The organism is Massilimicrobiota sp. An105 (assembly GCF_002161155.1).
Classification (GTDB): domain Bacteria; phylum Bacillota_I; class Bacilli_A; order Erysipelotrichales; family Coprobacillaceae; genus Allocoprobacillus; species Allocoprobacillus merdigallinarum.
Genome location: NZ_NFLY01000015.1, coordinates 18,426 through 41,807 on the forward strand (window position 1 = coordinate 18,426; position 23,382 = coordinate 41,807).

23 protein-coding genes are annotated in these 23,382 nt (G+C 30.4%); 12 read left to right on the top strand and 11 right to left on the bottom strand.

The window, feature by feature from the left end; translation table 11 throughout:
- Nucleotides 1-89: 89 nt before the first annotated feature.
- The gene (locus B5E48_RS05815) at nt 90-353 is read left to right on the top strand and encodes a hypothetical protein (RefSeq protein WP_087243630.1); all 264 of its coding nucleotides are present in this window, start codon (nt 90-92) and stop codon (nt 351-353) included.
- A gap of 62 nt (nt 354-415) precedes the next feature.
- Here the strand turns inward: B5E48_RS05815 and B5E48_RS05820 are convergent, their stop codons facing one another.
- From B5E48_RS05820 to B5E48_RS05860, 9 genes are all read right to left on the bottom strand, one after another.
- On the bottom strand, nt 416-1,276 hold the full coding sequence (locus B5E48_RS05820; RefSeq protein WP_087243631.1) for a YitT family protein: 861 nt from the start codon (nt 1,274-1,276) through the stop codon (nt 416-418).
- 1 nt (nt 1,277) lies between these two features.
- Complete coding sequence (locus B5E48_RS05825; RefSeq protein WP_087243632.1) at nt 1,278-2,675, bottom strand: amidohydrolase; 1,398 nt, start codon at nt 2,673-2,675, stop codon at nt 1,278-1,280.
- A 12-nt stretch (nt 2,676-2,687) separates the two neighbouring features.
- Entirely contained in the window at nt 2,688-3,602 is a 915-nt protein-coding gene (locus B5E48_RS05830) for an AEC family transporter (protein WP_087304407.1), read from the bottom strand.
- Nucleotides 3,599-4,747: a M20/M25/M40 family metallo-hydrolase gene (locus B5E48_RS05835; RefSeq protein ID WP_087243634.1), complete on the bottom strand. Its 1,149-nt coding sequence runs from the start codon at nt 4,745-4,747 to the stop codon at nt 3,599-3,601. The genes B5E48_RS05830 and B5E48_RS05835 overlap by 4 nt, the downstream gene beginning before the upstream one ends.
- 10 nt (nt 4,748-4,757) lie before the next feature.
- Nucleotides 4,758-5,249 carry an RDD family protein gene (locus tag B5E48_RS05840; protein WP_087243635.1) on the bottom strand — a complete coding sequence of 164 codons (492 nt, stop codon included), beginning with the start codon at nt 5,247-5,249 and terminating at the stop codon, nt 4,758-4,760.
- A gap of 48 nt (nt 5,250-5,297) precedes the next feature.
- Nucleotides 5,298-6,584 (bottom strand): PTS sugar transporter subunit IIC, encoded by a 1,287-nt coding sequence (locus B5E48_RS05845; RefSeq protein ID WP_087243636.1) that lies wholly within the window; start codon nt 6,582-6,584, stop codon nt 5,298-5,300.
- A 17-nt stretch (nt 6,585-6,601) separates the two neighbouring features.
- Entirely contained in the window at nt 6,602-8,008 is a 1,407-nt protein-coding gene (locus B5E48_RS05850) for a 6-phospho-beta-glucosidase (RefSeq protein ID WP_087304408.1), read from the bottom strand.
- A gap of 121 nt (nt 8,009-8,129) precedes the next feature.
- Nucleotides 8,130-9,023 (bottom strand): MurR/RpiR family transcriptional regulator, encoded by an 894-nt coding sequence (locus B5E48_RS05855; RefSeq protein WP_087243638.1) that lies wholly within the window; start codon nt 9,021-9,023, stop codon nt 8,130-8,132.
- Nucleotides 9,024-9,174: 151 nt separating this feature from the next.
- Nucleotides 9,175-10,500 carry an ATP-binding protein gene (locus tag B5E48_RS05860; protein ID WP_087243639.1) on the bottom strand — a complete coding sequence of 442 codons (1,326 nt, stop codon included), beginning with the start codon at nt 10,498-10,500 and terminating at the stop codon, nt 9,175-9,177.
- 453 nt (nt 10,501-10,953) lie between these two features.
- Between B5E48_RS05860 and B5E48_RS05865 the strand changes: the two genes are divergently transcribed.
- From B5E48_RS05865 to B5E48_RS05875, 3 genes are all read left to right on the top strand, one after another.
- Nucleotides 10,954-11,952, top strand: coding sequence for an LTA glycolipid anchor biosynthesis glycosyltransferase, IagA/BgsA family (locus B5E48_RS05865; RefSeq protein WP_087304409.1), 999 nt, complete (start codon nt 10,954-10,956; stop codon nt 11,950-11,952).
- An 82-nt stretch (nt 11,953-12,034) separates the two neighbouring features.
- Nucleotides 12,035-12,856 carry a Cof-type HAD-IIB family hydrolase gene (locus B5E48_RS05870; protein WP_087304410.1) on the top strand — a complete coding sequence of 274 codons (822 nt, stop codon included), beginning with the start codon at nt 12,035-12,037 and terminating at the stop codon, nt 12,854-12,856.
- Nucleotides 12,850-14,007 carry a trans-sulfuration enzyme family protein gene (locus tag B5E48_RS05875; RefSeq protein WP_087304411.1) on the top strand — a complete coding sequence of 386 codons (1,158 nt, stop codon included), beginning with the start codon at nt 12,850-12,852 and terminating at the stop codon, nt 14,005-14,007. The genes B5E48_RS05870 and B5E48_RS05875 overlap by 7 nt, the downstream gene beginning before the upstream one ends.
- A gap of 66 nt (nt 14,008-14,073) precedes the next feature.
- Here B5E48_RS05875 and B5E48_RS05880 read toward each other — a convergent pair whose 3' ends face one another.
- Nucleotides 14,074-14,877 (bottom strand): MBL fold metallo-hydrolase, encoded by an 804-nt coding sequence (locus B5E48_RS05880; protein WP_087304412.1) that lies wholly within the window; start codon nt 14,875-14,877, stop codon nt 14,074-14,076.
- Between the two features lie 125 nt (nt 14,878-15,002).
- Here B5E48_RS05880 and B5E48_RS05885 point away from each other — a divergent pair, with 125 nt between their 5' ends.
- The 5 genes from B5E48_RS05885 (at nt 15,003) to B5E48_RS05905 (ending at nt 19,145) form a co-directional block, all read left to right on the top strand.
- Complete coding sequence (locus B5E48_RS05885; RefSeq protein ID WP_087304413.1) at nt 15,003-15,806, top strand: Cof-type HAD-IIB family hydrolase; 804 nt, start codon at nt 15,003-15,005, stop codon at nt 15,804-15,806.
- The gene (locus B5E48_RS05890; protein ID WP_087304414.1) at nt 15,806-16,618 is read left to right on the top strand and encodes an alpha/beta hydrolase; all 813 of its coding nucleotides are present in this window, start codon (nt 15,806-15,808) and stop codon (nt 16,616-16,618) included. Before B5E48_RS05885 ends, B5E48_RS05890 begins: the two co-directional genes overlap by 1 nt.
- 85 nt (nt 16,619-16,703) lie before the next feature.
- Nucleotides 16,704-17,825, top strand: coding sequence for an aldo/keto reductase (locus B5E48_RS05895; protein WP_087243646.1), 1,122 nt, complete (start codon nt 16,704-16,706; stop codon nt 17,823-17,825).
- A gap of 136 nt (nt 17,826-17,961) precedes the next feature.
- Nucleotides 17,962-18,657, top strand: a complete 696-nt coding sequence (locus B5E48_RS05900; protein ID WP_087304415.1) for a gamma-glutamyl-gamma-aminobutyrate hydrolase family protein — start codon at nt 17,962-17,964, stop codon at nt 18,655-18,657.
- A 92-nt stretch (nt 18,658-18,749) separates the two neighbouring features.
- Nucleotides 18,750-19,145: a cupin domain-containing protein gene (locus B5E48_RS05905; protein WP_087304416.1), complete on the top strand. Its 396-nt coding sequence runs from the start codon at nt 18,750-18,752 to the stop codon at nt 19,143-19,145.
- Between the two features lie 58 nt (nt 19,146-19,203).
- On the opposite strand, the gene B5E48_RS05910 is transcribed toward B5E48_RS05905, so the two are convergent.
- Entirely contained in the window at nt 19,204-20,043 is an 840-nt protein-coding gene (locus B5E48_RS05910) for a LysR family transcriptional regulator (RefSeq protein ID WP_087304417.1), read from the bottom strand.
- Nucleotides 20,044-20,145: 102 nt separating this feature from the next.
- Between B5E48_RS05910 and B5E48_RS05915 the strand changes: the two genes are divergently transcribed.
- The 3 genes from B5E48_RS05915 to B5E48_RS05925 are packed head-to-tail and all read left to right on the top strand — an operon-like array spanning nt 20,146 to nt 22,878.
- Nucleotides 20,146-20,919, top strand: coding sequence for an EFR1 family ferrodoxin (locus tag B5E48_RS05915; protein WP_087304418.1), 774 nt, complete (start codon nt 20,146-20,148; stop codon nt 20,917-20,919).
- Entirely contained in the window at nt 20,916-21,497 is a 582-nt protein-coding gene (locus B5E48_RS05920; protein WP_087243651.1) for a histidine phosphatase family protein, read from the top strand. Before B5E48_RS05915 ends, B5E48_RS05920 begins: the two co-directional genes overlap by 4 nt.
- A 10-nt stretch (nt 21,498-21,507) precedes the next feature.
- Nucleotides 21,508-22,878, top strand: a complete 1,371-nt coding sequence (locus tag B5E48_RS05925) for an MATE family efflux transporter (protein ID WP_087304419.1) — start codon at nt 21,508-21,510, stop codon at nt 22,876-22,878.
- Nucleotides 22,879-23,382 lie beyond the last annotated feature (504 nt).

Consider the following 23,382-nt stretch of genomic DNA (forward strand, 5'->3'; position numbering starts at 1 on the left):
ATAATATGAAAGGGTTTTTAACGATAAATATTTGGTATTTGATTTTGAAAGTATTATAATGATAGTAATAGAAAAGGAGGTTGGTTTATATGTTTAGTCTTTTTGATATTAATCATCATTTACAGAAATTGACTTTAAAAAGAATCAAGCAAATGTGTACTTCTAATAAAACTGACATTGATGATCAAAATCTCAAAGTCATTTTAAAAATTATTAAAGATAATCCACATGCTGTAATTGATGAAGATTATCATCCTTTGTTATTGGTAGAGATTAGTAAAGAAACCAACCTAGAGGTTTCCAACCGATTTAAGCCAATATTAGAAAACTATATAATGCGTGAAATTAAGTAGGATATTAAGCTCAGAAATGAGCTTTTTTCTTTTGGCTTAAAAGCAATAATTCATTATATTATTTATTCTAAAGGTTTCTGGTAAAATTGTCCTTTAATATCTTTTGAACAAATAATGTTGATAAAAACAGAAGAATCAAGTTTTTTACATAGATGACTGACATGTCTAACTTCATCAGCACCTATGACAGTATATAAAATAGTTTTTTGTTCGTGTGAATAACATCCTTCTCCTTGAATTAATGTAACGCCATGATGTGTTTGTTCCATTAATTTTTGACTTAAAAGATTAGGCTTTTGTGTAATGATAATAAGAGTAATCTTATGATCCTTTTGGTGAAACTTTTCAATGATCTGAGTCGAAACAAATTGAAAAATAATAGAATACATTGCAGCTTCAAAGCCAAATAGAAATCCAGCAATAATCAATATCAGCATATTAAAAATAAAAATGAAATTCCATGATGGCTTTTTAAGTTTATATGATAGATAGATGGCTACAAAGTCTGTCCCACCACTAGAAGCACCACCATATAAAGCAATCACAATAGCGATACCATTCATAATACCTCCAAATACAGAGACAAGTAATGAATCATAAGTTATAGGTGTACTTGGAATTATATCAACAAGAAAAGAATTAAAAATGATCATTAAAATAGAATAGCCTGTGAATTTTTTACCTATAAAATAAAAGCCAATAAGAGCAGGAAATACATTTAAAGATATATTGATAATAAAGTAAGGAATATTAATTTCAAAGAATTGATAAAAGGTTCTTTGCAACAATAAGGATAATCCATTAAAACCGCTTGGAATGAGACCAACAGCATTGACAAAAGTTTTAATATTAAAAGACATTATAAGTGATGCAAACAAAACACATAGAAAACAAAAAAGATGTTTTTTTAGAAAGTTATACATTTTATTGATTTAAATATTTTTTAGGGATTGGACATACGTATTCTTGATTTTGAGTACGTTTTTTTTGTTCATGTTTTGCTTGCAAAATAATATTTGTGTCTTCAAATAAACGAATGCATGTTTGATAAAGTACTTCACTGGCATATAACATCCCCTTAATCGCATAACTAGATGTCCCTTGTGCGACTTGAATCCAAGAATGAGGTTGTGTTCCTAAACAAAAACAGGCGCAATGAAGTTGGATAAGAGGAACTATTTGACTCACATCACCCATGTCTGAAGAAGCAGTTTCAATAACATCTTGTGGAGAATAGGGAAGAATAAAGTCTCCGTATGGATGATCTTGACATAATTTTTGTCTGTCATCTAATTGAAAAGCGGGGATTAATCCTAAATCTTGATACCAATCATCACCAATGATTTTACGATAATTATTAATATATTGTTTTTCTTCAGTGTTATATTGAGGTAAAGGAACCGTCTGCATAACATTATAAACAAGAGTTGCTAAAGTATCATTAGGAATAACATTGCTGACGGCTTTATCGAAAACAATATCAACAGTTGTATCAGTCATAAGAGCAGCACCCTTTGCAATATTTGAGACTCTTTCAAAAAGTTTTTGAACACTTTGATTATTTCGACTACGAATGAGATAGAGAACTTCAGCTTCTGATTGAACAACATTTGGAGATATTCCACCAGTATTTGTTATAGCGTAATGAATACGATCTGTCATCTCCATATGCTCTCTTAAATAATTAACTCCAATATCCATAAGTTCAACAGCATCTAGGGCACTTCTTCCTTTTTCAGGAGCCGCACCAGCATGACTACTTAATCCATGGAAACGAAAGTAATATTGACAATTAGCTAGCATGCTTCCCACCATAACAGTGTTCATAGTACTTGGATGCCATGTTAAAGCAACATCAATTTGATCAAAAACACCAGCTCCGGCTAAATAAGTTTTACCAGCTCCATTTTCTTCAGCTGGACAACCAAAAATAACGATTGATCCACAATCAGGATGAAGGTCAATATATTCTTTTATTAATAGAGCTGAGCCCACTATACCTGTTCCTATTAAATGGTGCCCACAACCATGACCATTATGTGTTTCCTCTCTAGGACAATATTTTAAATAATCAGCTTTTTGACTTAGACCACTTAATGCATCGTATTCAGCCAATAAGCCAATAACTGGTTTTTGGTGACCATAAGTAGCTTTAAACGCAGTCGCTATACCAGCAATATTTTTCTCTATTTTAAAACCATATGAAGCTAAAGTTCTTGTCAATAATTTAACGGTCTGAAATTCCTGATAACCTATTTCAGAAAAAGACCAAATTTGAGAATTGATAGACTGTAATAAATGTTTATATTGGTGAATACTCATAGAATCAACCTCCTATATTAAAAAGAAATAAACAAGTAAAGGAATAGTAATAACGGAAAGCAATGTAGAAATAAAAATTGTTTGTATAGCTAATTGTTCATTTTGATGATAAGTTTTAGCATATAATGCTGCACTGTTTGCTACAGGCATAGCCAATATAATTAATGCAATACCTTTAACAATATTATTCTGAATGAATTGAAATAAAGGCATAAAACAAATTGGTAATATAAAGTTAATAAAGATACAAAATAGATAAACACGGCCTTCAAATAACATTTGTTTAAGATGATATTGTGACATAGTAAGACCAATTATGAACATGGATAATGGAGTTGTCATATTTCCAATATTTGTACAAAAGTTAGCAATAGGCGAAGGAATGGTAATTGAGAAGGCATATATGAATAAAGCTAATAAGGAGGAAATAATACCTGGAGTTATTATTTTTTGAAAAGAAAAATGAAATTCATGCTTATTTTGATAGTTCATCATAAATATACCAATAGAAAATAAAGAAATATTAAAACCGATATTAATAATAGCAGTATATAGTAAAGCACCTTGTCCATAAATAGATTGAATTAAAGGAAAACCCATAAAACCCACATTAGGGTAACTTATCATAAACATATGTAAGGATGCATCTTTTTGGATATGGAATACTTTGATGATAATATAGGCAATAATAGGTAATAGAATAACTAATAAAAAACTAGCATAGAGAATATCTAAAATAGGCAATTGATCAAAATGAGATGTTGTTACAGAAGATAAAATCAAAAAAGGCATAGTGATATTCAAAACAAATTTTGTTAAATCATTAGAAAAATGATGATGAAAAAGGTGGCATTTACCAATGACAAATCCTAAACAGATCATCATTAATAATTGAAGCAATTGTAAGCAAATGATAGTTATACTCATATACGTAACTCCCAATCAACATATTGAAGAATCAATGCCATAGCAACTTGAAACCCAATAGGAATACTGTTAATGTCAATCCATTCATGATAAGTATGAGCATCACCGCCAATAATTGTTCCTATCGTATTTGCACAAATACCATATGATAGTGGGATATTGGAATCAGTAGAATTTTCACATAAAATAATATTCTTTTTATAAAAATGTTGAATTATATTAAGATTTCTACTTGTAAATTTTCTCATTTTTTCTTGTGATAAAGGTCCATTACCAGGACGCTCTCCTAATACTTTGATTTGAATATCAATATGTTTATCATTTATATTATTAATGATTTTTTGAAACGATTGTTCCATAATATTTAGGCATTGTTGACTTGATGAACGAAATTCATATGTTACAGAGGCATGATTAGCAATAACATTAATAGCACTTCCACCTTCTATTTTTCCAAAATTAAAAGTTGTTTTTGCTTCAGTTGGTAAAGAAATTTGATTTAATTGTGTAATAATCTTTGCAATCCAGGCAATTGCGTTTTCTTGACCAAAATTAACATAAGAATGCCCTCCATGTGTTTTTACATCAATCTGATAACGTTTTGAGCCAACTGCACAATAAGTACATTCATTGAGATAGCCATCCAAAGAAATAAATTCCTTAATCTTTGAATGATATTTTTCTATAATCTGACGGCAACCCATAGAATTACCTAATCCTTCTTCTCCTGAATTGATGACAAATAAGATTTGATATTTTGGTTGAAGTCTCATCTTGATAATATATTGTATGGTCATTAACATATTGACCATATTAGCCGTATCATCTCCAATACCAGGAGCAAAAAGTTTGTTATCAACTTGTTTGACTTGAATATTCTGAATATCAGGAAAAGCAATATCATTATGAGCCATAATAATGATTAATGTTTCATTATTTTCCCCATTAATTGGACAAATAACATTATTAACATTATCCATATAAGCATTCGCACCTATTGATTGCAGCCAATTCAAGCAAAAAGTAGCACGTTTTTTTTCATGAAAAGTAGGTGAAGGAATTTCTGTCAGTGTTTTTAATAATTGAATATTCTCTTCAAGATGTTGTTGAACATATTTTATTTCATTATGTGTTAAATAATCCATAAGCGACTCCTTATTGAATTTCTGTTTTAGCTAATTGATCATACAATGCAATGTGATTTCTATGACAAAGTATATAAATAATCATAACGAAAGATAAAATAAAAACGAAAGTGTTTATATAAGGTGTTAATGAAATGGAAGAAAATAAAGAGATAAACTGAATGATTAAAGATGTAAGAGAAGTTAAGCAAACCATATATATACATTGTCTAATACATAATGATGAAAAAGATGAGTAACAAATTTTATATTTCATAATTTTCTTTCCGATCGTTTGTCCATGAAAGAAATATGGGATAACTAGAAAATATAGGATTAATGCAAATATACTTAATAAGAGTAAAATAGAAGATATAGGTTTAGAAAATAACGTGATATCTTGAGATATTTGATGAAATTGATAATAAGTAGTAAGAGAAATAGGAATTGTAGATAAAAGTGTACCTAAATATAAATCAATCATATAGGCAATAGCTCTTTTTATAAGTGATATATTATTCATTTTTTTATTCCTCCTGTGAAAAAAGGCATGCTTTTCATGCCTTTTGTTTTATTGTTTTGTGGCAAGCTCTTCATTATCGTATTCTTGTTTATCTTGCATTTTAAAGAATGGATAGTAGATAGCCATACTCACAAGAATAAGAACAATTTGTAAAACAGCACCTTGCCAACCACATAATAAGAATCCTGAAATAATAGGTGGAGTTGTCCATGGAACTTCGACACCAATACTTACTGGAACTAATCCAAAGAATGTGGCAGCATAAGTTACTATAGCAACAGCAATATTAGCAACAATAAATGGAATAGCCATAATTGGATTGAGAACAATTGGTAATCCAAAGACAATTGGCTCATTAATATTGAATAAAGCAGGGACAATAGATAATTTTCCTAATGCTTTATATTGAGATGATTTAGCTGTGAGAAGAATAACAATAGCTAAACCTAAAGTTGCAGCAGTTCCTCCGATTTTGACAAAGTTAGCAATAAATTGATAATTAACAATATTAGTAGCAGCTTGTCCTAGTTCAAGTGCAGCAGCATTTTCTGCAGAGAGTGATCTCCAAATTGGATTCATAACAGCAGAAACAATAGAAGAACCATGTAAACCAAAACACCATAAAATAGCTTCAATGAATAAAACAATACAAGTTGCTGGTAAAGTACTACCAAGAGATTGTAAAGGTTGTTGTAACATTGTAAAGATAAAGTTTTGTGCACTACCAAAATCAGTATTTACAAAAATTAAACGAATAATATTAAAGATAATAAAGATAAAAGCAACTGGAATTAAAGCTTCAAATGGCTTAGCTACGTTTTGTGGAACAGCATCAGGAAGTTTGATTGTCCATCCTCTCTTTAAGATAAAACGATATATTTCAACTGCTAAACAAGATGAAATAATAGCTAAAAACAAACCAGAAGCACCGAAATTATCAATTGGTAAACCTTTAGCATTGTCTGCATCTACAATCAAAGGAGTTAACATAAAATAAGAGACGAAAGCAACGATGATAGATTCACGACTTCCTATTTGATAGTGATTTGCTAAAGACTTAGCAATCCCTACGACAACATATAGTGACATGAGTCCATAACTGATACGATATGGAAACATAAAGATATCATTCCAATTTTCTCCTAATATACCTGCCATAAACTCTTCATAACCATTTATTGGAATGCTTGTAAGTAGTAGGAATATAGATCCTACAATAATAATTGGCATAACACCGAAAAAGCCTTCTTTAATAGCTGTCAAATATCTATTACTACTAATTTTCATAGCAATAGGGACAAGCTTTTCGTTCATTTTTTCAAACACATTATTCATTTTTTTACCCTCTTTCCTTAATCGAATTTTGTTTGACCATTTGTTTCAATGACTTTCTTATACCAATAAAAAGATTTCTTTAAGTAACGTTTTAATGTTCCTTTTCCTTCATCATCTTTATCAACATAAATAAAACCATAACGTTTTCTCATTTCACCTGTTCCTACTGAAACAATATCAATAGGTCCCCAACAAGTATATCCAATCACATCTACATCATCTTCTTCAATAGCCTGTTTCAAAGCTTCAATATGACCTGCTAAATATTCAATACGATAATCATCTTGAATAGAGCCATCTTCTTCAATATGATCAATAGCTCCTAAACCATTTTCAACAACGAATAAAGGTAATTGATAGCGATCATACAACTCATTTAATGCAACTCTAAGTCCGGTTGGGTCGATTGGCCAATCCCAATCATTACGTTGAAGATATGGATTAGAACGTTCAACAATAAGTTCCTTACCATCAGGACTTGAAGCAATTGAAGAAAAATAATAACTAAAGGCAATAAAATCAACTTTTCCTTCCTTTAGGATGTCTTTATCTCCTTCTTCCATAGAAAGAGTCGCACCCATACGTTTTAATTGAGCTGTACATGTATTAGAATAATAGCCTTTACACATAACATCTCCATAGTAGAAATTCGGCATCATATGATATCTTCTTGCAAGAATATCATTTGGATGACAAGTTTTTGGATATGTTGTTGGATATTGGAACATACATCCTACTTTTAAAGTGGGATCAATACGATGCGCCAATATAACTGCTTTTGCACTTGCTACCATCATATTGTGAGAAACAAGTACTTTTACATCAGCTGGATTTTCATTATCTTGATAAATAATACCTGCTTGATGATATGGTTGTTTTTGATTCATAGTTTCATTGATTTCATTAAAAGTCATCCAATATTTGACTTTGTGATGATATCTACGGAAAATAACATCACAATAATGTTCAAAGAAATCAATCAACTTTCTATTTCTCCATGAACCATATTTCTGAACAAGATATAATGGTGTTTCATAATGAGAAATTGTGACGATAGGTTGAATACCATATTTAAGTAATTCATCAAAAACTTGATCATAAAAAGCTAAACCTTTTTCGTTAGGTGTCTTTTCATCACCATGTGGGAAGATTCTTGGCCAATTAATTGACATACGAAAACATTTGAATCCCATTTTTGCAAATAAAGCAATATCTTCTTTATAATGATGATAGAAATCAACACCTTCATGACTTGGATAATAGCAATCCTCATGAACATAGCTATGGATTTCTCTTGGAACACCATGACGGGCTCCCATTTCCACATCAGCAATGCTTAAACCTTTTCCATCTTCTAAATAAGCACCTTCATACTGATTCGCTGCTGTGGCTCCTCCCCATAAGAAATTGTCTCTTATTTTCATAAAAAAACCTCCTTGCATGTTTAAATATACATGCAAAGAGGCTTGAAAAAAATATTTATTGAACAACATTTAACACTGTTAAAAAATTTGTCAAAAAATTGAAATAGAAAACTGAACAGTGTTATTTTTTATGAGTATTATCAATTAAGATAGGATTAGTAGAACTACGCTTATTTTCAAATTTATGAGTAACATTCATTTTATATTCAAGATTGTCCATATAATTTAATGAAAAGTAAGTAGCGTATAAAATGTCTAAAAGAAAGAAAATTGATAAATTACTATTAAAATTTGCGATATTATGAGTTAATCGTTCTCTGGTAGAAATAAAGAGATTGATATCACTCATTTGACTTAATGTATTTTCTCCAAAAGATGTCATAGAAATAAAGGGAATCTTTTTTATAATACAGGTTTGGGCCATATCAATAATATTTCCTGTCTCACCAGAATATGAAATAAAGATCACACAATCACGATTGGTAATACAATTCATTTCATATCTTTGATAATTTAAATTGTTGGTGATATAAACATTTTTTCCTATTTTCATCATTTTTTCTTTAAACGATTCTGCAATATTAAGTGCGGTTCCAAAAGAGTAAATATGAATATTTTGAGCTTTGGATAATGTAAGGACAGCTTTTTGTAAGGAATCATGTTGTAATAAGGATAAAGTATCTTTAATAGTCTCTTCATATAGAGTTCCCATTTTATTAGCAATTATAAAAAAAGTATCATTTTCATGAAAAGGAATATTAGGATCAACGGTTCCAAACTGCTGATCAAGATATTGTATTTCTTTTAAATATGCACTTTTAAAATGATCAAATCCTTTAACACCAACTTTTTCACATAGATTTAAAACTGTTCCTGGGGAAGTATATGTTTCTCTTGCGATTTTTCTGGCTGAAATATCTTTGATATCTTCACCAAGATTAATAATATAATCAGCGATAATCATTTCACTTTTTGAAAAATTATCTTTTTGAATTAATTTATCAACTAAAAGCATAGCCTCACACTCCTTATATCATTATTGTAACATATTATTCTCAAAGAAATCATGTGATTTCAAGACTTATTATTTAGAGATATTTCAATTATTCATTTTGATAAGGAGAGATATCTTGTAAGTTATTCTTTTTTCTATTAAATAATAGATTTTATATAAATGGGGCTAAATATATGGGCATAAACTGTATACCATTTTCCTGTTTGTAGTCTTTTTGCGAAAAGATATAACAATTTTTTATATGTTTTGAATATTTTTTTTCAAATTCACATATAGAATCATGTTTACCCAAACCTGAAGATTTGACCTCAATAGCTGAAATTTTACTACCTTCAGAAATTAAAAAGTCTATCTCATAATAATGAGTGCTATTTTCTTTTTGCCATGTATGATAATATAATTCTCTATCTTTTGAAGCTAATAATTGTGCCATTAAGTTTTCATATAAATATCCTAAATTTGCTGGTAATTTATCAGAAAGAAGTTTAGCATATATTTCATTTTCTGTAATAGGTCGGTCTATAAACATAAGTGTTACGAATAATCCCGTATCAGATAAATAGAGTTTATAGCTATTTAAATCTTTCGTTGAAGTCAAACTCACTTTAGGATCGGTTGAATTGTAGCAGGGTAATACAGTTTTAGAATCAAATAAATCAAATAATAATTCTTCTTCTTTAATCGTCGTTCTCTTTTTTAGCGCAGTGGACATACGATATTTCTTTTGATCTTTAGCTAATTGAGCGGGGATTGAATGATAAAGCGCAGATATTTTTCCTGATGGATCTATTTTTTTGAAATCTTCTTCATAAAGATGAATAATTTGACGCTTTACATTATCTATAGTGGAAAAATTATTCCCATTCACATATGCTTCAACAGCTTGAGGCATACCACCGACTGCCATATATATCCTAATATCTCTCATGAGTTTTCTATTCACTTCTTGACCAATTGCTCTTTTCATATCAAACAATTGCTTTATTAAATTATAATTATTTCCTGTGGCATTGCAGAATTCTTCATAATCCATAGGATAGACTTCAATTTTCATTTCTTCAGAAGGGATTAAGATATCTTTCACATTTTTTTTAATGGATATTAAAGAACCAGTTTCAATATAATGATATCGTCCATCTTTTACCAAGTGCTTAATTGCTTGTCTGGCTTTAGGAAATAACTGTACTTCATCAAAAATAATAACTGACTCATGTTCATATAAATTAATTCCAGTGATTGCCTGTAACCTTAAAAAAAACATATCCAAATTATTAATATCATCAAAGCAGGATAATATATCAGCTGAAGCAATTGAAAAATCTATCAAAATGTATGATTTATACTCATTTTCAGCAAATAATTTAGCTATTGTTGATTTTCCTACACGTCTTGCACCTTCTAACAAAACAGCATAGTTATCAGCATAATTTGATTTCCAATCTATTAATTTATCGTAAGCTTTTCTTTTGAAATACACTGCCATCACTCCTTTTTACATTTCTTCAATATTGTTTTGTTCTAAATCATACATTTCTTCAATATTATTTTATGCTAAATCATACATTTCTTCAATATTATTTTATGCCAAATCATACATTTCTTCAAAATTATAGGTTATGAGATTGGGTATTAATATGTAATGTATATTTTATATTATGATTGATGAGATTATAATTATTCATTAATATAGGATTTTGAGTTATATTTTATAATTGATTTCAACTCATATATCTATGTATAAAATGAATATATCGTTTACTCAAATACTCACTCATGATGTCGAGTAGAACCGTTTTATATTAATCATAACAATAATATTTGTTTATTATTGTAAAGCTACGAATATAGAATGCTTTTTAGAAAATCTTTCATAATTTTTTTCATTATTCTTCTTTTTTTTATGTATAGTGAAGATAGGAAAGGTGATATTATGAAAGTTTTATTATATTTTGAAAATCAGAATATGATTAGAAAATCTGGTATCGGAAGAACACTTAAACATCAAATCATAGCATTGCAATCTCAAGGAATAGAATATACTTTAGATCCTCGAGAATCCTTTGATATTGCACATATCAACACAGTTGGACTTCAGAGTCAGTGGCTCATACATCGTTGTCATCAAATGCACAAAAAAGTCATTGTTCATGCGCATAGTACGGAAGAGGATTTTAAAAATTCATTTATTTTATCAAATCAGATGTCATCTCTATTTAGAAAACGATTAATGACAATCTATTCAAAAGCGGATTGTCTTATTACACCAACAGCATATTCAAAGAAACTTATTAGTCATTATGTCAATAAAGATATACCTATATATGCTATAAGTAATGGTGTTGATATTGAAGAATATAATGATAATGAAGAGAGAATTCAATTGTTTAAACAATATTTTCATCTTACTTCACAACAAAAAGTTATTATCTGTGTTGGCTTGTTTTTCCAAAGAAAAGGAATATTAGATTTTATTGAAATCGCTCAAAAACTCCCCCAATATACTTTTATATGGTTTGGAGATATCTCTTTATATACCATACCTCAACAAATTCGAAATGTGATTAAACATCATCCATCCAATGTGATTTTTCCTGGTTATATAACCGGTGATATTATTAAAGGTGCTTATTGTGGGGCAGATGCGTTTTTCTTCCCTAGTTATGAAGAAACAGAAGGAATAGTTGTTTTAGAAGCGTTGTCATCTTATCAACAGGTTATTTTGAGAGATATACCTGTTTATGAAGGTTGGCTTATACATGGAAAGAATTGTTATAAAGGAAAAGATAATGATGAGTTTATAGAATTGATACAAAATGTTGTAGAAAAGAAGCTTCCGTATTTAGGGAAAGAAGGGAGAAAAGTAGCTGAAGAACGTTCACTTGAAAGAGTAGGAAAACAACTAAAAACAGTATATCACTCACTTCTTTGATGTGCTTAGGCACATCTTTTTGATTAAGGGTTGCATTTTGGATTTTACCCATTGTACAATGGTTAGAAGAGGGAGGAAAACGATGAAAAATATAGATATGATTGTGATGGATATGGATGGGACATTGTTAACATCTCAACAAAAAATACTCCCATATACAAAAGATATTTTGATGAACCTTCAAAAACAGGGTGTAGCACTTGTTTTAGCAAGTGGCAGAGATATCAGTAGCTTAGAGTATTATGGGAAGCAGTTAGATATGGATCAATACCCTCAAAGTGGTTATATTGTTTTAAATGGATTAGAGATTTATAATTCAAAAAAAGAATGTCTGCATCGAGAACAAAGACTCACAAAAGATGATTTAATGATTTTGAATGAAATAGCACAAACATCTTTCTTTGATATGATTATTTTCTTTGAAACATGTTTATATATTTTTGATTATGGACATACAGGGATTATGGAAGACCATTTTATTGATAGAGAAAGACATATAGTTGATGATATTCATGAAATACCAGAACATCTTTTTTCTACAATAAAGAAAGTTGCATTTGTGCAAAGTGAAACAATGATGAGTGAAAAAATACCAATTCTTCAAAAACAGATGTCTTCACGTTTTAGTATATGTAGAGTAGAAAAAGATTGGGTAGAAATTAATCCAGTTCATGCTTCAAAAGGACAGGCTCTTTTGAAGTTAGCACAAATTAAAAATATATCATTAGATAATGTTATTGCTTTTGGTAATGGTGAAAACGATATAGATATGTTAAAAATAGCAGGAACTGGCATAGCTATGGATAACTCTTTTGATACAGTAAAAGAAGTTGCAGATGCTATTTGTGAAGATAATGAACATGATGGAATTGGGAAATATTTAGAGGGAGAAATAAAATGTTAGATCAAGAGAATATTTGTTTATCAGTAGAAAAAAAACAAAGAGAATATAAGAGTGTTGCGCCTGAGATTGTGCAAACATCTTCATTTCAATTTGATGATTTTCAACACTATGTTGATGTTAATATGAATAAGAAAAGTGCTTATACATATACAAGGGGAGAAAACCCAACATTAACAATTCTAGAAGAGAAACTAGCTCAATTAGAAAAAGGAGAATGTGCTAAAGTTTTTGCTTCAGGAATGGGAGCAATCAGCGCCACAATATTGAGCTTGGTTCAACAAAAGGATCATATTGTCATTGTGAATACTGTGTATGGATCAACTGTCAAATTCATTCAAAATCTTGAACGTTTTGGTGTTGAAAGTACAAAAATTGATGTATCTTCTACTGAAGATATATTCGCTTTTGTTAAGGACAATACAAGAATGATTTATTTTGAAAGTCCTTCTTCTCAAAAGTTTGAAATGCTTGATTTAGAGATGATCAGTCAATTTGCGAAAAAAAGAAATATTATCACAGTTATTGATAATACATGGGCAACACCATTATTTCAAAATCCTTTGGTGCATGGAATTGATATTGTTATACATTCTTGTTCAAAATATATTGGAGGACATAGTGATTTGGTTGGTGGCGTTGTCATTTCTAATCAAAAATATATACATGAAATCAATGAATTTGGTCAAATCTTTTTAGGAGCAACAATGTCCCCAATGAATGCCTGGTTAGCATTAAGAGGATTACGAACATTGCCTGTTCGTTTAAAATCTCAAGAACAAAGTGTTAAACAGATGATACAATTTTTACAACAAAGTCCATATGTTAAAAAAATATATCATCCTATGGTTCATACATCTACTGATTTAACAGATAAGTATTTAAAGGGATATGGAAGTTTATTAAGTTTTGTGTTAAAAGATGCAACCCCAGATGTTATTGAAAGATTTGTTGATTCTTTAAAACATTTTACTTTGGCCTATAGTTGGGGTGGCTTTGAAAGTTTAGTTATGCCTGTATGGAAAGGAAGCAACGAGGAAGAATTGAAAAAAAGAGGCTTAGATATTGGACATATCAGAATGTATATTGGATTAGAAGAAGTAGAACTTCTTATAGAAGATTTACAAAATGCTTTCAATCATGCCTACAAATAAATATCTTTGTTATATGATATAGAAAAGGAATTGAAATAAACTGCTTGCGTATTTCAATTCCTTTTTCTATTGAATGTTAATAATATCTAAATCATCAGGGATCCATATATTTCCCTGGAAATATTGTTTGGCTTCTTGCATGTAGAGAGAATGACGTTGTTTGATATTTTTATCTTCAGTGTGATACAAAAGAAGATTTTGAATATTTAAAGACTGAGCTAATTGACAGGCATCTTTCACTGTCGAATGATGTTTTTCATAAGGATGAAAAATATCAGCTTCACTATGTAAACAAAAAGCTTCATGAAGTAACCAATCACTATTTTGAATATAAGCTTCATTGATTTGATGACATGGTTCATCTCCACAACAAGATAACTTTTTATTGTGATCTAATTGCATTTGAAAACCAAATTGTTTTGTTTTTGTAGAATGGATATCAAAAAAAGTGACTTGATGATTGATAATCATATGACTATCATGATCTTGAATTTCAATCAAGTGAATGCGTTTGTTAATAAATTGTGTATGCTTTGCTTCTAAAACCAGATGAATCATTTGCATGATAATATCAATAAGTTCTTTATGAGCATATATACGCACTTCACCTTGATATTTTCCTTGACTCATATGTTGACCAATCATACGAATCATCCAGATAATTCCCATCAGATGATCAATATGTTTATGTGTGACAAAGATATCTTTAATATCCTGCCAATTAATATGCGCTTTTTCTAGCTGTGATAAAAGGGTATTTCCTCCACCACCATCTACTAAGAAATATTGATTTTGATTTTCAAATACAAAACAGGTATTATAACACTTTGTTACTAAAGCATTTCCTGTACCTAGCATAATTAATTTCATAGAAAACCTCCATTTCTTTTTTGATTTTACATAAATGAGAATCTTGAATCAAGATATTTTTCGTTGGATTTATATGGATTTTCAAAGAAGAGAAATGATATAATGATGGCAAGGAGAATGATAAAATGAAAATAGTTTTCTTTGATATTGATGGAACTTTAATAAATGCTCAAGAAGGTATGATGCAACCTCGTCATCAAACCAAACAGGTTTTAAAAGATTTTCAGAAACAAGGCAATAAGATCGTTATTGCTTCAGCAAGAGGCGCTATCCCTGAAGGATTAAAAGATATTCCATTTGATGGTTATGTTTTATGTGATGGACATTATATCATTTATAATAATGAGATTCTGGTTGATGAAGTTTTAACAACTCCTGAAATACAAAAACAAATGGAAGTTTATCAAAAATATCAAGGGCGACCTATGTTTTATGGACATCATGGAGAATGGTGTGATTGTTTGGATGATGAATTGATCGTTAAACATCGTGTAATGTTTCAGGGAACAGATCAAAGACCTGAGAATGTAGTAGAAAGATATGAGGCTCAGGATGTAGATGCTATCAGTTGCTGTGTTTTGTTTGAAACAGTGGAACAAATGTGGAAAGCATATCATGAATTAGAAAATGACATGACAATTGTTGCTTATGATCATGGATTGATTCGTATGGATGTTTATCATAAGGGATTTAAAAAAGGAACAGCCTGTAAGTATTTATATCAAAAATTAGGAATTGATCAAAAAGATACTTATGCTTTTGGTGATGGTGTGAATGATATGGAAATGTTTGAGTTGGTTGGACATGGTATTGCGATGGGAAATGCAGTAGATCGTTTAAAAAACATTGCAGAATTTGTTACTGATTATGTTGATTGTGCAGGTATTGATAAAGCATTTTATAAATATTTTGGAAAGGATTTATCATAATGGCATTAGTACAAGTTGATTTTTTCTCAGAAAAGTTAATGCGCACAGTCACAATTAATGCTATTATTCCTGTTGATAAAAAGTTAAACCAGCCAAATAAAAATTTCAAAACATTATACTTATTACATGGGATTTTTGGAAATTATACAGATTGGGTATGTGGTACACGTATTCAAAGGTGGGCACAGGATCATGATTTAGTTGTTATTATGCCTTCAGGAGAGAATAAATTTTATGTTGATAATGAAAACTCCCATGAATATTATTCACAATTTATTGGTGAAGAACTTGTTTCTATCACAAGAGCCATGTTCCCTTTATCACAACGTCGAGAAGATACATTTATTGCAGGGTTGTCTATGGGTGGATATGGAGCTATTATCAATGGACTCAAATATTATCAGACATTTGGTTATATTGCCGCATTGTCTTCAGCGTTATTGATTGACACTTTTATCAACGCTAAGGATGGTGACGACGTACCTTATATGTATAAAAGAAGTTATTTAACTTCTGTTTTTGGTGATTTACATAAGTTAAAAGGAAGTGACAAAGATTATAAGGCACTGATTCAAAATATGGCTATAAAAAATGTGCCTGCGATATATATGGCATGTGGCACTGATGATTCACTGATTAAAGAAAATCGTGATTACCGTGATTTTTTACTTCAACAGGGAATCAATGTCACTTATGAAGAAGGACCTGGTGCGCATGAATGGGATTTTTGGGATTGTTATATTGAACGTGTTTTAGAATGGTTACCACTTGATGAGAAGAATGAAGGACTCAGCAGTGGTCATATAGAATAAGATGAAGAAAGGTGATCCTTTCTTTTTTCTTGACCTAAAGTTAACTTTAGGGTGTATAATAAATAATCGAGTAGGAGGAAATGATATGACAAAGAAACTAGGTTTTGGATTAATGAGATTACCATCACTTGATGAAAACGATCCTTCAAAGATTGATATTGAACAAGTGAAACAAATGGTAGATACTTTTATAGAAAATGGATTTACTTATTTTGATACAGCGTGGATGTATTGTGGATTTAATAGTGAAAATGCAGCGAGAGAGGCATTAGTGAAACGTCATGATCGTCAGACTTATACACTTGCTACAAAATTACATTCAGGTTTTATTCAGACAAAAGAAGATAGAGATAAAATCTTTAATGAACAGTTAAAGAAAACTGGGGTAGAATACTTTGATTATTATCTTTTACACGATATTAATACACATAGTATTGAAACATATGAAAAGCTTGATTGTTTTACATGGATTCAAGAAAAGAAAAAACAAGGATTGGTTAAAACTATTGGATTTTCATTCCATGATGGACCAGAATTATTAGAAAAAGTATTACAGGAACATCCAGAGTTTGAATTTGTTCAATTACAAATTAATTATTTAGATTGGGATAGTGTAGGTGTTCAATCTCGTCAATGTTATGAGGTGGCAACAAAATATCATAAACCTGTTATTGTGATGGAACCTGTTAAAGGTGGAACATTAGCGAAAGTTCCTGAAAAAGTTGAAAATATGTATAAAGAATATCATCCAGATATGTCAGTACCTTCATGGGCTATTCGTTTTGCAGCAAGTCTTGATAATGTCATGATGGTATTAAGTGGGATGTCTAATATGGCTCAATTAGAAGATAATATAAGCTATATGAAAGATATGCAGCCACTTCATGATGATGAATATCAATTGATTCGTCAGGCTGTTGATATTATTAATTCTACGATTGCTATTCCATGTACAGGGTGTTCATATTGTACAGAAGGATGTCCAATGCATATAGCTATTCCTAAATATTTCTCATTATACAATGCTGATTTACAGGAAGTAGAAGAAAAAGGATGGACACCTCAAGGTGAATACTACAATAACTTGACAAAGACTTTTGGTAAAGCAAGTGAATGTATTGGATGTGGACAATGTGAAAATGTATGTCCACAACATTTACCAATTATTGAAGACTTACAAAAAGTAGCACAGCATTTTGAAAAATAAAAGTCAGCATTAGCTGGCTTTTTGCATGTATTCATATTCAAATAAAAAGTGAATAAAATATTGTAAATCATATTTATGTATAAGATATGATTTTTATGATATATTGAATTGATATAAAAGAAGAAAGGAGAAAAGTATGAAAAAGAGAATTGGAATAACATGTAGTGAAGAACTACAAAATGATAAATATATACATTTTATTAAACAAGATTATTTACAGGCTATTATTGCAGCACAAGGAATCCCAGTTTTATTGCCGCCTGTTCCTATTAAAGATATAGATATGCAATTAGATATGATTGATGGTTTAATGATTATTGGTGGTTGTGATGTCAATCCATTACTCTATCATGAAAATCCATTACCCTTATTAGGTGAAACAGATTATCCTAGAGATTTATATGAGATTGCCTTGATAAAAAAAGCAACACAAAAAAATATACCTATTTTCGGTGTATGTCGAGGACTTCAAGTAATCAATGTAGCTTTTGGTGGAACGCTTTATCAAGATTTATCTTATGCTCCACAGAAAATACTTTTACATTCTCAAAAAGAAAGAAGAGAATGTGCAAGTCATACAATAAACATTCAAGAAAATAGTTTTTTATATCCTATCTTTCAAGATAGAGGATATGTGAACAGTTTTCATCATCAAGCTATTGATCGATTAGGAAAGGGATTAAAAGCTGTCGCATACAGTGAAGATCAGATGATTGAAGCTATTGAACATATATCTTTACCGATTACAGCAGTTCAATTTCATCCTGAAGATATGTGTAAAACTGATCAAAAAATGCAGGAGATTTTTAATCAGTTTGTCGCCAAATGTTAATGCTTTTTAAGCATTGTTGACAATAAAAAATAGGTATTAGATATTTTTGTTTGGTGGATATATAATAGAAGCAGATAGGAGGTTAGAAGAGTATGAAAGATGTTAAAACATTATTTCCCGTTGGAGAAGAAAATACAGCGTTTGCTCAATATTTTATTGGTCAAAGTTATTTACAGCCCCTTGCTGAAAGTTTACCAGTAAGTCATGTCACATTCGAACCAGGTTGTCGCAATAATTGGCATATTCATCATAAAGGTGGACAAATTCTACTGGTTACTGATGGTAGAGGATGGTATCAGGAATGGGGGAAACCTGCTAGAGAATTAAAAGCAGGTGATACTGTGGATATTCCTCCAGAAGTGAAACATTGGCATGGTGCTGCTAAAGATAGCTGGTTTGCCCATATTGCCATTTCTGTACCAGCAGAAGGTGCTTCTAATGAATGGTTAGAACCAGTAAGTGACGAAGAATACAATAAGTTAAAATAAATATGATATTGAAAAGGATGAAATGAATTCCGTTATTTGGGAACTATTTCATCCTTTTTTATAGATGATATAATAAAGTTCTTAATTGAGATTCGTTTTCTCTAAGATACCAGCAGTAGAACGTCGCATGTGACTGGGCATCTGAAATAGGAATAATCACTCTATTTTGAGGCATGATTTCAGTTTTCATAACATAGTCAGATGTAAATGAAGGTAATGTAGACAGTTCTACCAAATCATAGAAAACAGAACGATCGTTTTGAATCAGAAATTTTGTATGGGGCATTGTTTTTTTATGCATATCATTCCAAAAACCAATATTTGACATTAATAACATTTTCTCTCCATCCATTTCCTTTAATGAGATGGATTTTTTATGAGCTAAAGGGTGATTTAAAGGTAAAGAAAAAAATAATTGTTCGTCCATAAATGGAATACTTTCAATCTGTTCATCTTCTATGTCATAAGGCATGATAATGATTGTATAGTCTTTTTCCTTTAGACCTTTGATTAAGATATGCATATCTTTAATTTCTGTTAATAATGTTCTTTGAGGATAGAACTGTGAAAATTTACGACTTAAATAAGATAATGGTGCTGGCGCACATGAACCAATCGCAAAAGTATGTAGCTTTCTATCAAAATCTACAAGTTGTTTTTTCATATCTTTTGTATCATCTAAAATACGTTTTGCTAGAGAAACAGCTAATAGACCTGTTTCATTAAAAGCAATTTTATTTTTAGTTCTGTTAAATAAATTGACTTCTAAATCTTCTTCTAATTTTTGCATAGAACGTGTTAAAACAGGTTGTGATATATGAAGCTGTTTAGCTGCCTTGGATAATGTCTGACATTCTTGAAATGTAACTAAATGTTGTAGTTGTTCTAATTCTATCATATGAGGACCTCACTATTCTATTTTATTATAGCAGATTTCCATATTGATATTGTACAAAAACAATAAAAATGCTTACAATATCATTGGAAAGAAGGTAGAAACATGATATTTTATTATACGGCAACAGGAAACTGCTTATATGTAGCAAGACAGATTGAAGAAGATCTTTACAGTATTCCACAGGAGTTGAAAAAAGAAGATTTACGATATAAAGCTGATAAGATTGGGATTGTCGCTCCTATTTATGCTGGAGAGCTTCCTCAAACTGTTAGACATTTTTTAGCAAAAGCCAAATTTGATACACCTTATTTTTATATGTTATTGACTTATGGAAATAGAGATACAGTAGCTGGTGTATGGAGTGAAAACTTTTGTAAAGAGCATGGAATACATGTTGATTTTATTCAAACGATTAAAATGGTTGATAATTATTTACCTTCATTCGATATGGAAGAACAGATGGCTATCAATAAGCATGTAGATGAGCAAATTCAAGAAGCGAAAGCTAGACTTGAAGCTCAAGAAAAGGATATACCTCAACCAACAAAAGAAAGCCAGGAAGCTTACCAAATGGTGACAAAAAGATTTACGGATCATCCTGAATTGAATAATGGAGAAACAATTCAAATAACAGATCAGTGTGCGGGATGTACAATATGTGAGCAAGTCTGCCCTACTGGTAATATTCAGATGGTTAATGGAAAAGCTCAAAGAAAGTCAAAAACATGTGATTTTTGTTTGGCATGTGTACAAAACTGCCCATTTCATGCGATTGCGTTGAAGTTCGATAAGAATCCAAATGCAAGATATCGTCATCCAAAAATCACATTAAAAGATATAGTGAAATCAAATCATCAGGGAGGAATAGAAAAATGAAAAAAACACTTTATTTAATGCGACATGGACAAACTTTATTTAATGTTCAACACAAGATACAAGGATGGTGTGATGCCCCTTTAACAGAACTTGGGATTAAACAAGCAAAGATTGCAGGTGAATATTTTAAAAATAATCATATTACATTTGATCATGCTTATTCTTCTACATCAGAAAGAGCTTGTGATACTTTAGAAATCGTTACTGATTATCAGATGCCTTATACAAGAGTGAAAGGTTTAAAAGAATGGAATTTTGGTGTTTTTGAAGGAAAAGATGAATGTTTGAATCCACCTTTACCATATGGAGATTTCTTCAAAGGATTTGGTGGAGATGGTGAAATGGAATTAAGAGAAAGAATGTCAAAGACATTAACTGAAATCATGAATAAAGAAGATCATGAAGTCGTTTTAGCCGTTTCTCATGGTGGGGCTTGTGCTCAGTTCTATCGTGCATGGGAAGAATATGCAAAAGTAAAGAAAACAGAAAGATTTTATAACTGCTGTATTTTAAAATATGAATACGAAGATGGAATTTTTACATTAGTAGAAATTATCAATCGTAATGTGACTGAATAGAGGTAGACATATGGAAGGTGCAAAAAGAAAAAGCTTTTTTCAGGCTGATGTTGATCTGATTCATGGACCTATATTTCAATCATTGATTACTTTTGCTCTTCCATTACTTGTTTCTAATGTATTCCAACAATTATATAATACTGTTGATACAATGGTTGTTGGAAATTATTTAGGTGATGTATCATTAGCTGCTATTGGATCATGTACATCTATTTATGACTTATTAGTAGGGTTTGCATTAGGAATAGGTAATGGATTGGCAATTGTTACAGCTAGAAGTTTTGGATCACAAAATCGAGAACTATTAAAAAAATCAGTAGCAAGTTCTATTGTTATTGGATTGATTGTTTCTATCGCTTTAACAACAATAGGAATGATATGCTTACATCCTTTATTAGAATTATTAAATACACCAGTAGATATTATTCAGGAAGCATATAGCTATATTTCAGTTATCGTGTTATTCATTGTTGTTATGTTTGCTTATAATCTCTGTGCTGGTTTAATGAGAGCCATTGGAAATAGTGTGATGCCACTTGTTTTCCTTATCGTTTCGTCTTTATTAAATATTGTATTAGATATTTTCTTTATTACACAACTCAATATGGGAATTCAGGGTGCAGCTGTCGCAACGGTTATTTCTCAAGGTGTATCAGTTATATTATGTATTATTTATATTTTCAAAAAGACACAGATCTTATTACCATCCAAAAAACATTTTGTAGTCGATAAAGAATTATATAAAGAATTATTAGGACAAGGCTTTTCAATGGGATTTATGAGCAGTATTGTTTCTGCAGGATCAGTCATTCTTCAGTATGGAATCAACAATTTAGGATATCTGATTATTGCAGGACATACAGCAGCCAGAAAACTCTACATGTTCTTTAATATGCCTTTTACAGCTATGGCGCTTGCAATCTCAACATTTGTCTCACAAAATAGAGGAGCAAATCAGCGCGAAAGAATTCAAAAAGCGATGAAATATGCTTATATTTATGATGTTGTTATGGCAGCTATTGTGACTATCATTATTCTATTATTTGGGTCATCACTTGTAAAATTAATTTCAGGTTCTAGTGAAAGTGCAGTTTTAGATAATGGAACACTTTATTTAACAATTGTGGGACCATTCTATGCAGTATTAGGAGTTTTGATGCAAACACGTTATGCATTGCAAGGATTAGGACAGAAATTATTACCATTGATATCAAGTATTATTGAATTTGTAGGAAAAATTATATTTGTATTTATTTTTATCCCTCAATTCCAATATATGGCAGTTATATTCTGTGAACCCGTTATATGGTGTGTGATGTGCATACAGCTTGTTTATTCTTTATATACAAATCCATATATGCGAGGAATCAAAGAAGATTAGAGGAAATGCTATCAGGCATTTCTTTTTTTTGTTATAGTTGTAACTATTGACATTACAACTAAAGAGTGATATATTTTGTGTGAGCGTTGTAATGATTTAAGTTACATTAAAAGTGTTATACATTTTAAAATCATAAAGGAGTTTCAATATGACGACACATGAAATACTGAAAATTTTACAGGAAGATATTCATACAACTGTTATAGCAACTATAGATGATTAGGGAATACCGTATACCTGTGCTATTGATATGATGTTGTTAGAGGATGATTATTGATATTTCTTAACCGCAAAAGGGAAGTCTTTTTATCAAAGATTAATGAAACATCCCCATATTGCTTTAACAGGAATCAAAGGTAAAGATACGTTATCTGCAGTTGCTATTTCTTTAAATGGAAAGGTCAAAAATATAGGTCATGATAAATGAGAGGATATTTTTGTAAAGAATCCTTATATGAATCAGATTTATACTCCTGAATCAAGGGATGTTTGAGAGGTCTTTCA

Bases quoted from the DNA above. Each gene is read 5' to 3' on its own strand.
- B5E48_RS05910 (WP_087304417.1), bottom strand. From the start codon at position 20,043: ATGATAGAATTAGAACAACTACAACATTTAGTTACATTTCAAGAATGT.
- B5E48_RS05855 (WP_087243638.1), bottom strand. From the start codon at position 9,023: ATGCTTTTAGTTGATAAATTAATTCAAAAAGATAATTTTTCAAAAAGT.
- B5E48_RS05900 (WP_087304415.1), top strand. From the start codon at position 17,962: ATGAAAAAGAGAATTGGAATAACATGTAGTGAAGAACTACAAAATGAT.
- B5E48_RS05865 (WP_087304409.1), top strand. From the start codon at position 10,954: ATGAAAGTTTTATTATATTTTGAAAATCAGAATATGATTAGAAAATCT.
- B5E48_RS05815 (WP_087243630.1), top strand. From the start codon at position 90: ATGTTTAGTCTTTTTGATATTAATCATCATTTACAGAAATTGACTTTA.
- B5E48_RS05825 (WP_087243632.1), bottom strand. From the start codon at position 2,675: ATGAGTATTCACCAATATAAACATTTATTACAGTCTATCAATTCTCAA.
- B5E48_RS05830 (WP_087304407.1), bottom strand. From the start codon at position 3,602: ATGAGTATAACTATCATTTGCTTACAATTGCTTCAATTATTAATGATG.
- B5E48_RS05895 (WP_087243646.1), top strand. From the start codon at position 16,704: ATGACAAAGAAACTAGGTTTTGGATTAATGAGATTACCATCACTTGAT.
- B5E48_RS05905 (WP_087304416.1), top strand. From the start codon at position 18,750: ATGAAAGATGTTAAAACATTATTTCCCGTTGGAGAAGAAAATACAGCG.
- B5E48_RS05915 (WP_087304418.1), top strand. From the start codon at position 20,146: ATGATATTTTATTATACGGCAACAGGAAACTGCTTATATGTAGCAAGA.
- B5E48_RS05870 (WP_087304410.1), top strand. From the start codon at position 12,035: ATGAAAAATATAGATATGATTGTGATGGATATGGATGGGACATTGTTA.
- B5E48_RS05920 (WP_087243651.1), top strand. From the start codon at position 20,916: ATGAAAAAAACACTTTATTTAATGCGACATGGACAAACTTTATTTAAT.
- B5E48_RS05845 (WP_087243636.1), bottom strand. From the start codon at position 6,584: ATGAATAATGTGTTTGAAAAAATGAACGAAAAGCTTGTCCCTATTGCT.
- B5E48_RS05890 (WP_087304414.1), top strand. From the start codon at position 15,806: ATGGCATTAGTACAAGTTGATTTTTTCTCAGAAAAGTTAATGCGCACA.
- B5E48_RS05875 (WP_087304411.1), top strand. From the start codon at position 12,850: ATGTTAGATCAAGAGAATATTTGTTTATCAGTAGAAAAAAAACAAAGA.
- B5E48_RS05880 (WP_087304412.1), bottom strand. From the start codon at position 14,877: ATGAAATTAATTATGCTAGGTACAGGAAATGCTTTAGTAACAAAGTGT.
- B5E48_RS05850 (WP_087304408.1), bottom strand. From the start codon at position 8,008: ATGAAAATAAGAGACAATTTCTTATGGGGAGGAGCCACAGCAGCGAAT.
- B5E48_RS05840 (WP_087243635.1), bottom strand. From the start codon at position 5,249: ATGAATAATATATCACTTATAAAAAGAGCTATTGCCTATATGATTGAT.
- B5E48_RS05885 (WP_087304413.1), top strand. From the start codon at position 15,003: ATGAAAATAGTTTTCTTTGATATTGATGGAACTTTAATAAATGCTCAA.
- B5E48_RS05835 (WP_087243634.1), bottom strand. From the start codon at position 4,747: ATGGATTATTTAACACATAATGAAATAAAATATGTTCAACAACATCTT.
- B5E48_RS05820 (WP_087243631.1), bottom strand. From the start codon at position 1,276: ATGTATAACTTTCTAAAAAAACATCTTTTTTGTTTTCTATGTGTTTTG.
- B5E48_RS05925 (WP_087304419.1), top strand. From the start codon at position 21,508: ATGGAAGGTGCAAAAAGAAAAAGCTTTTTTCAGGCTGATGTTGATCTG.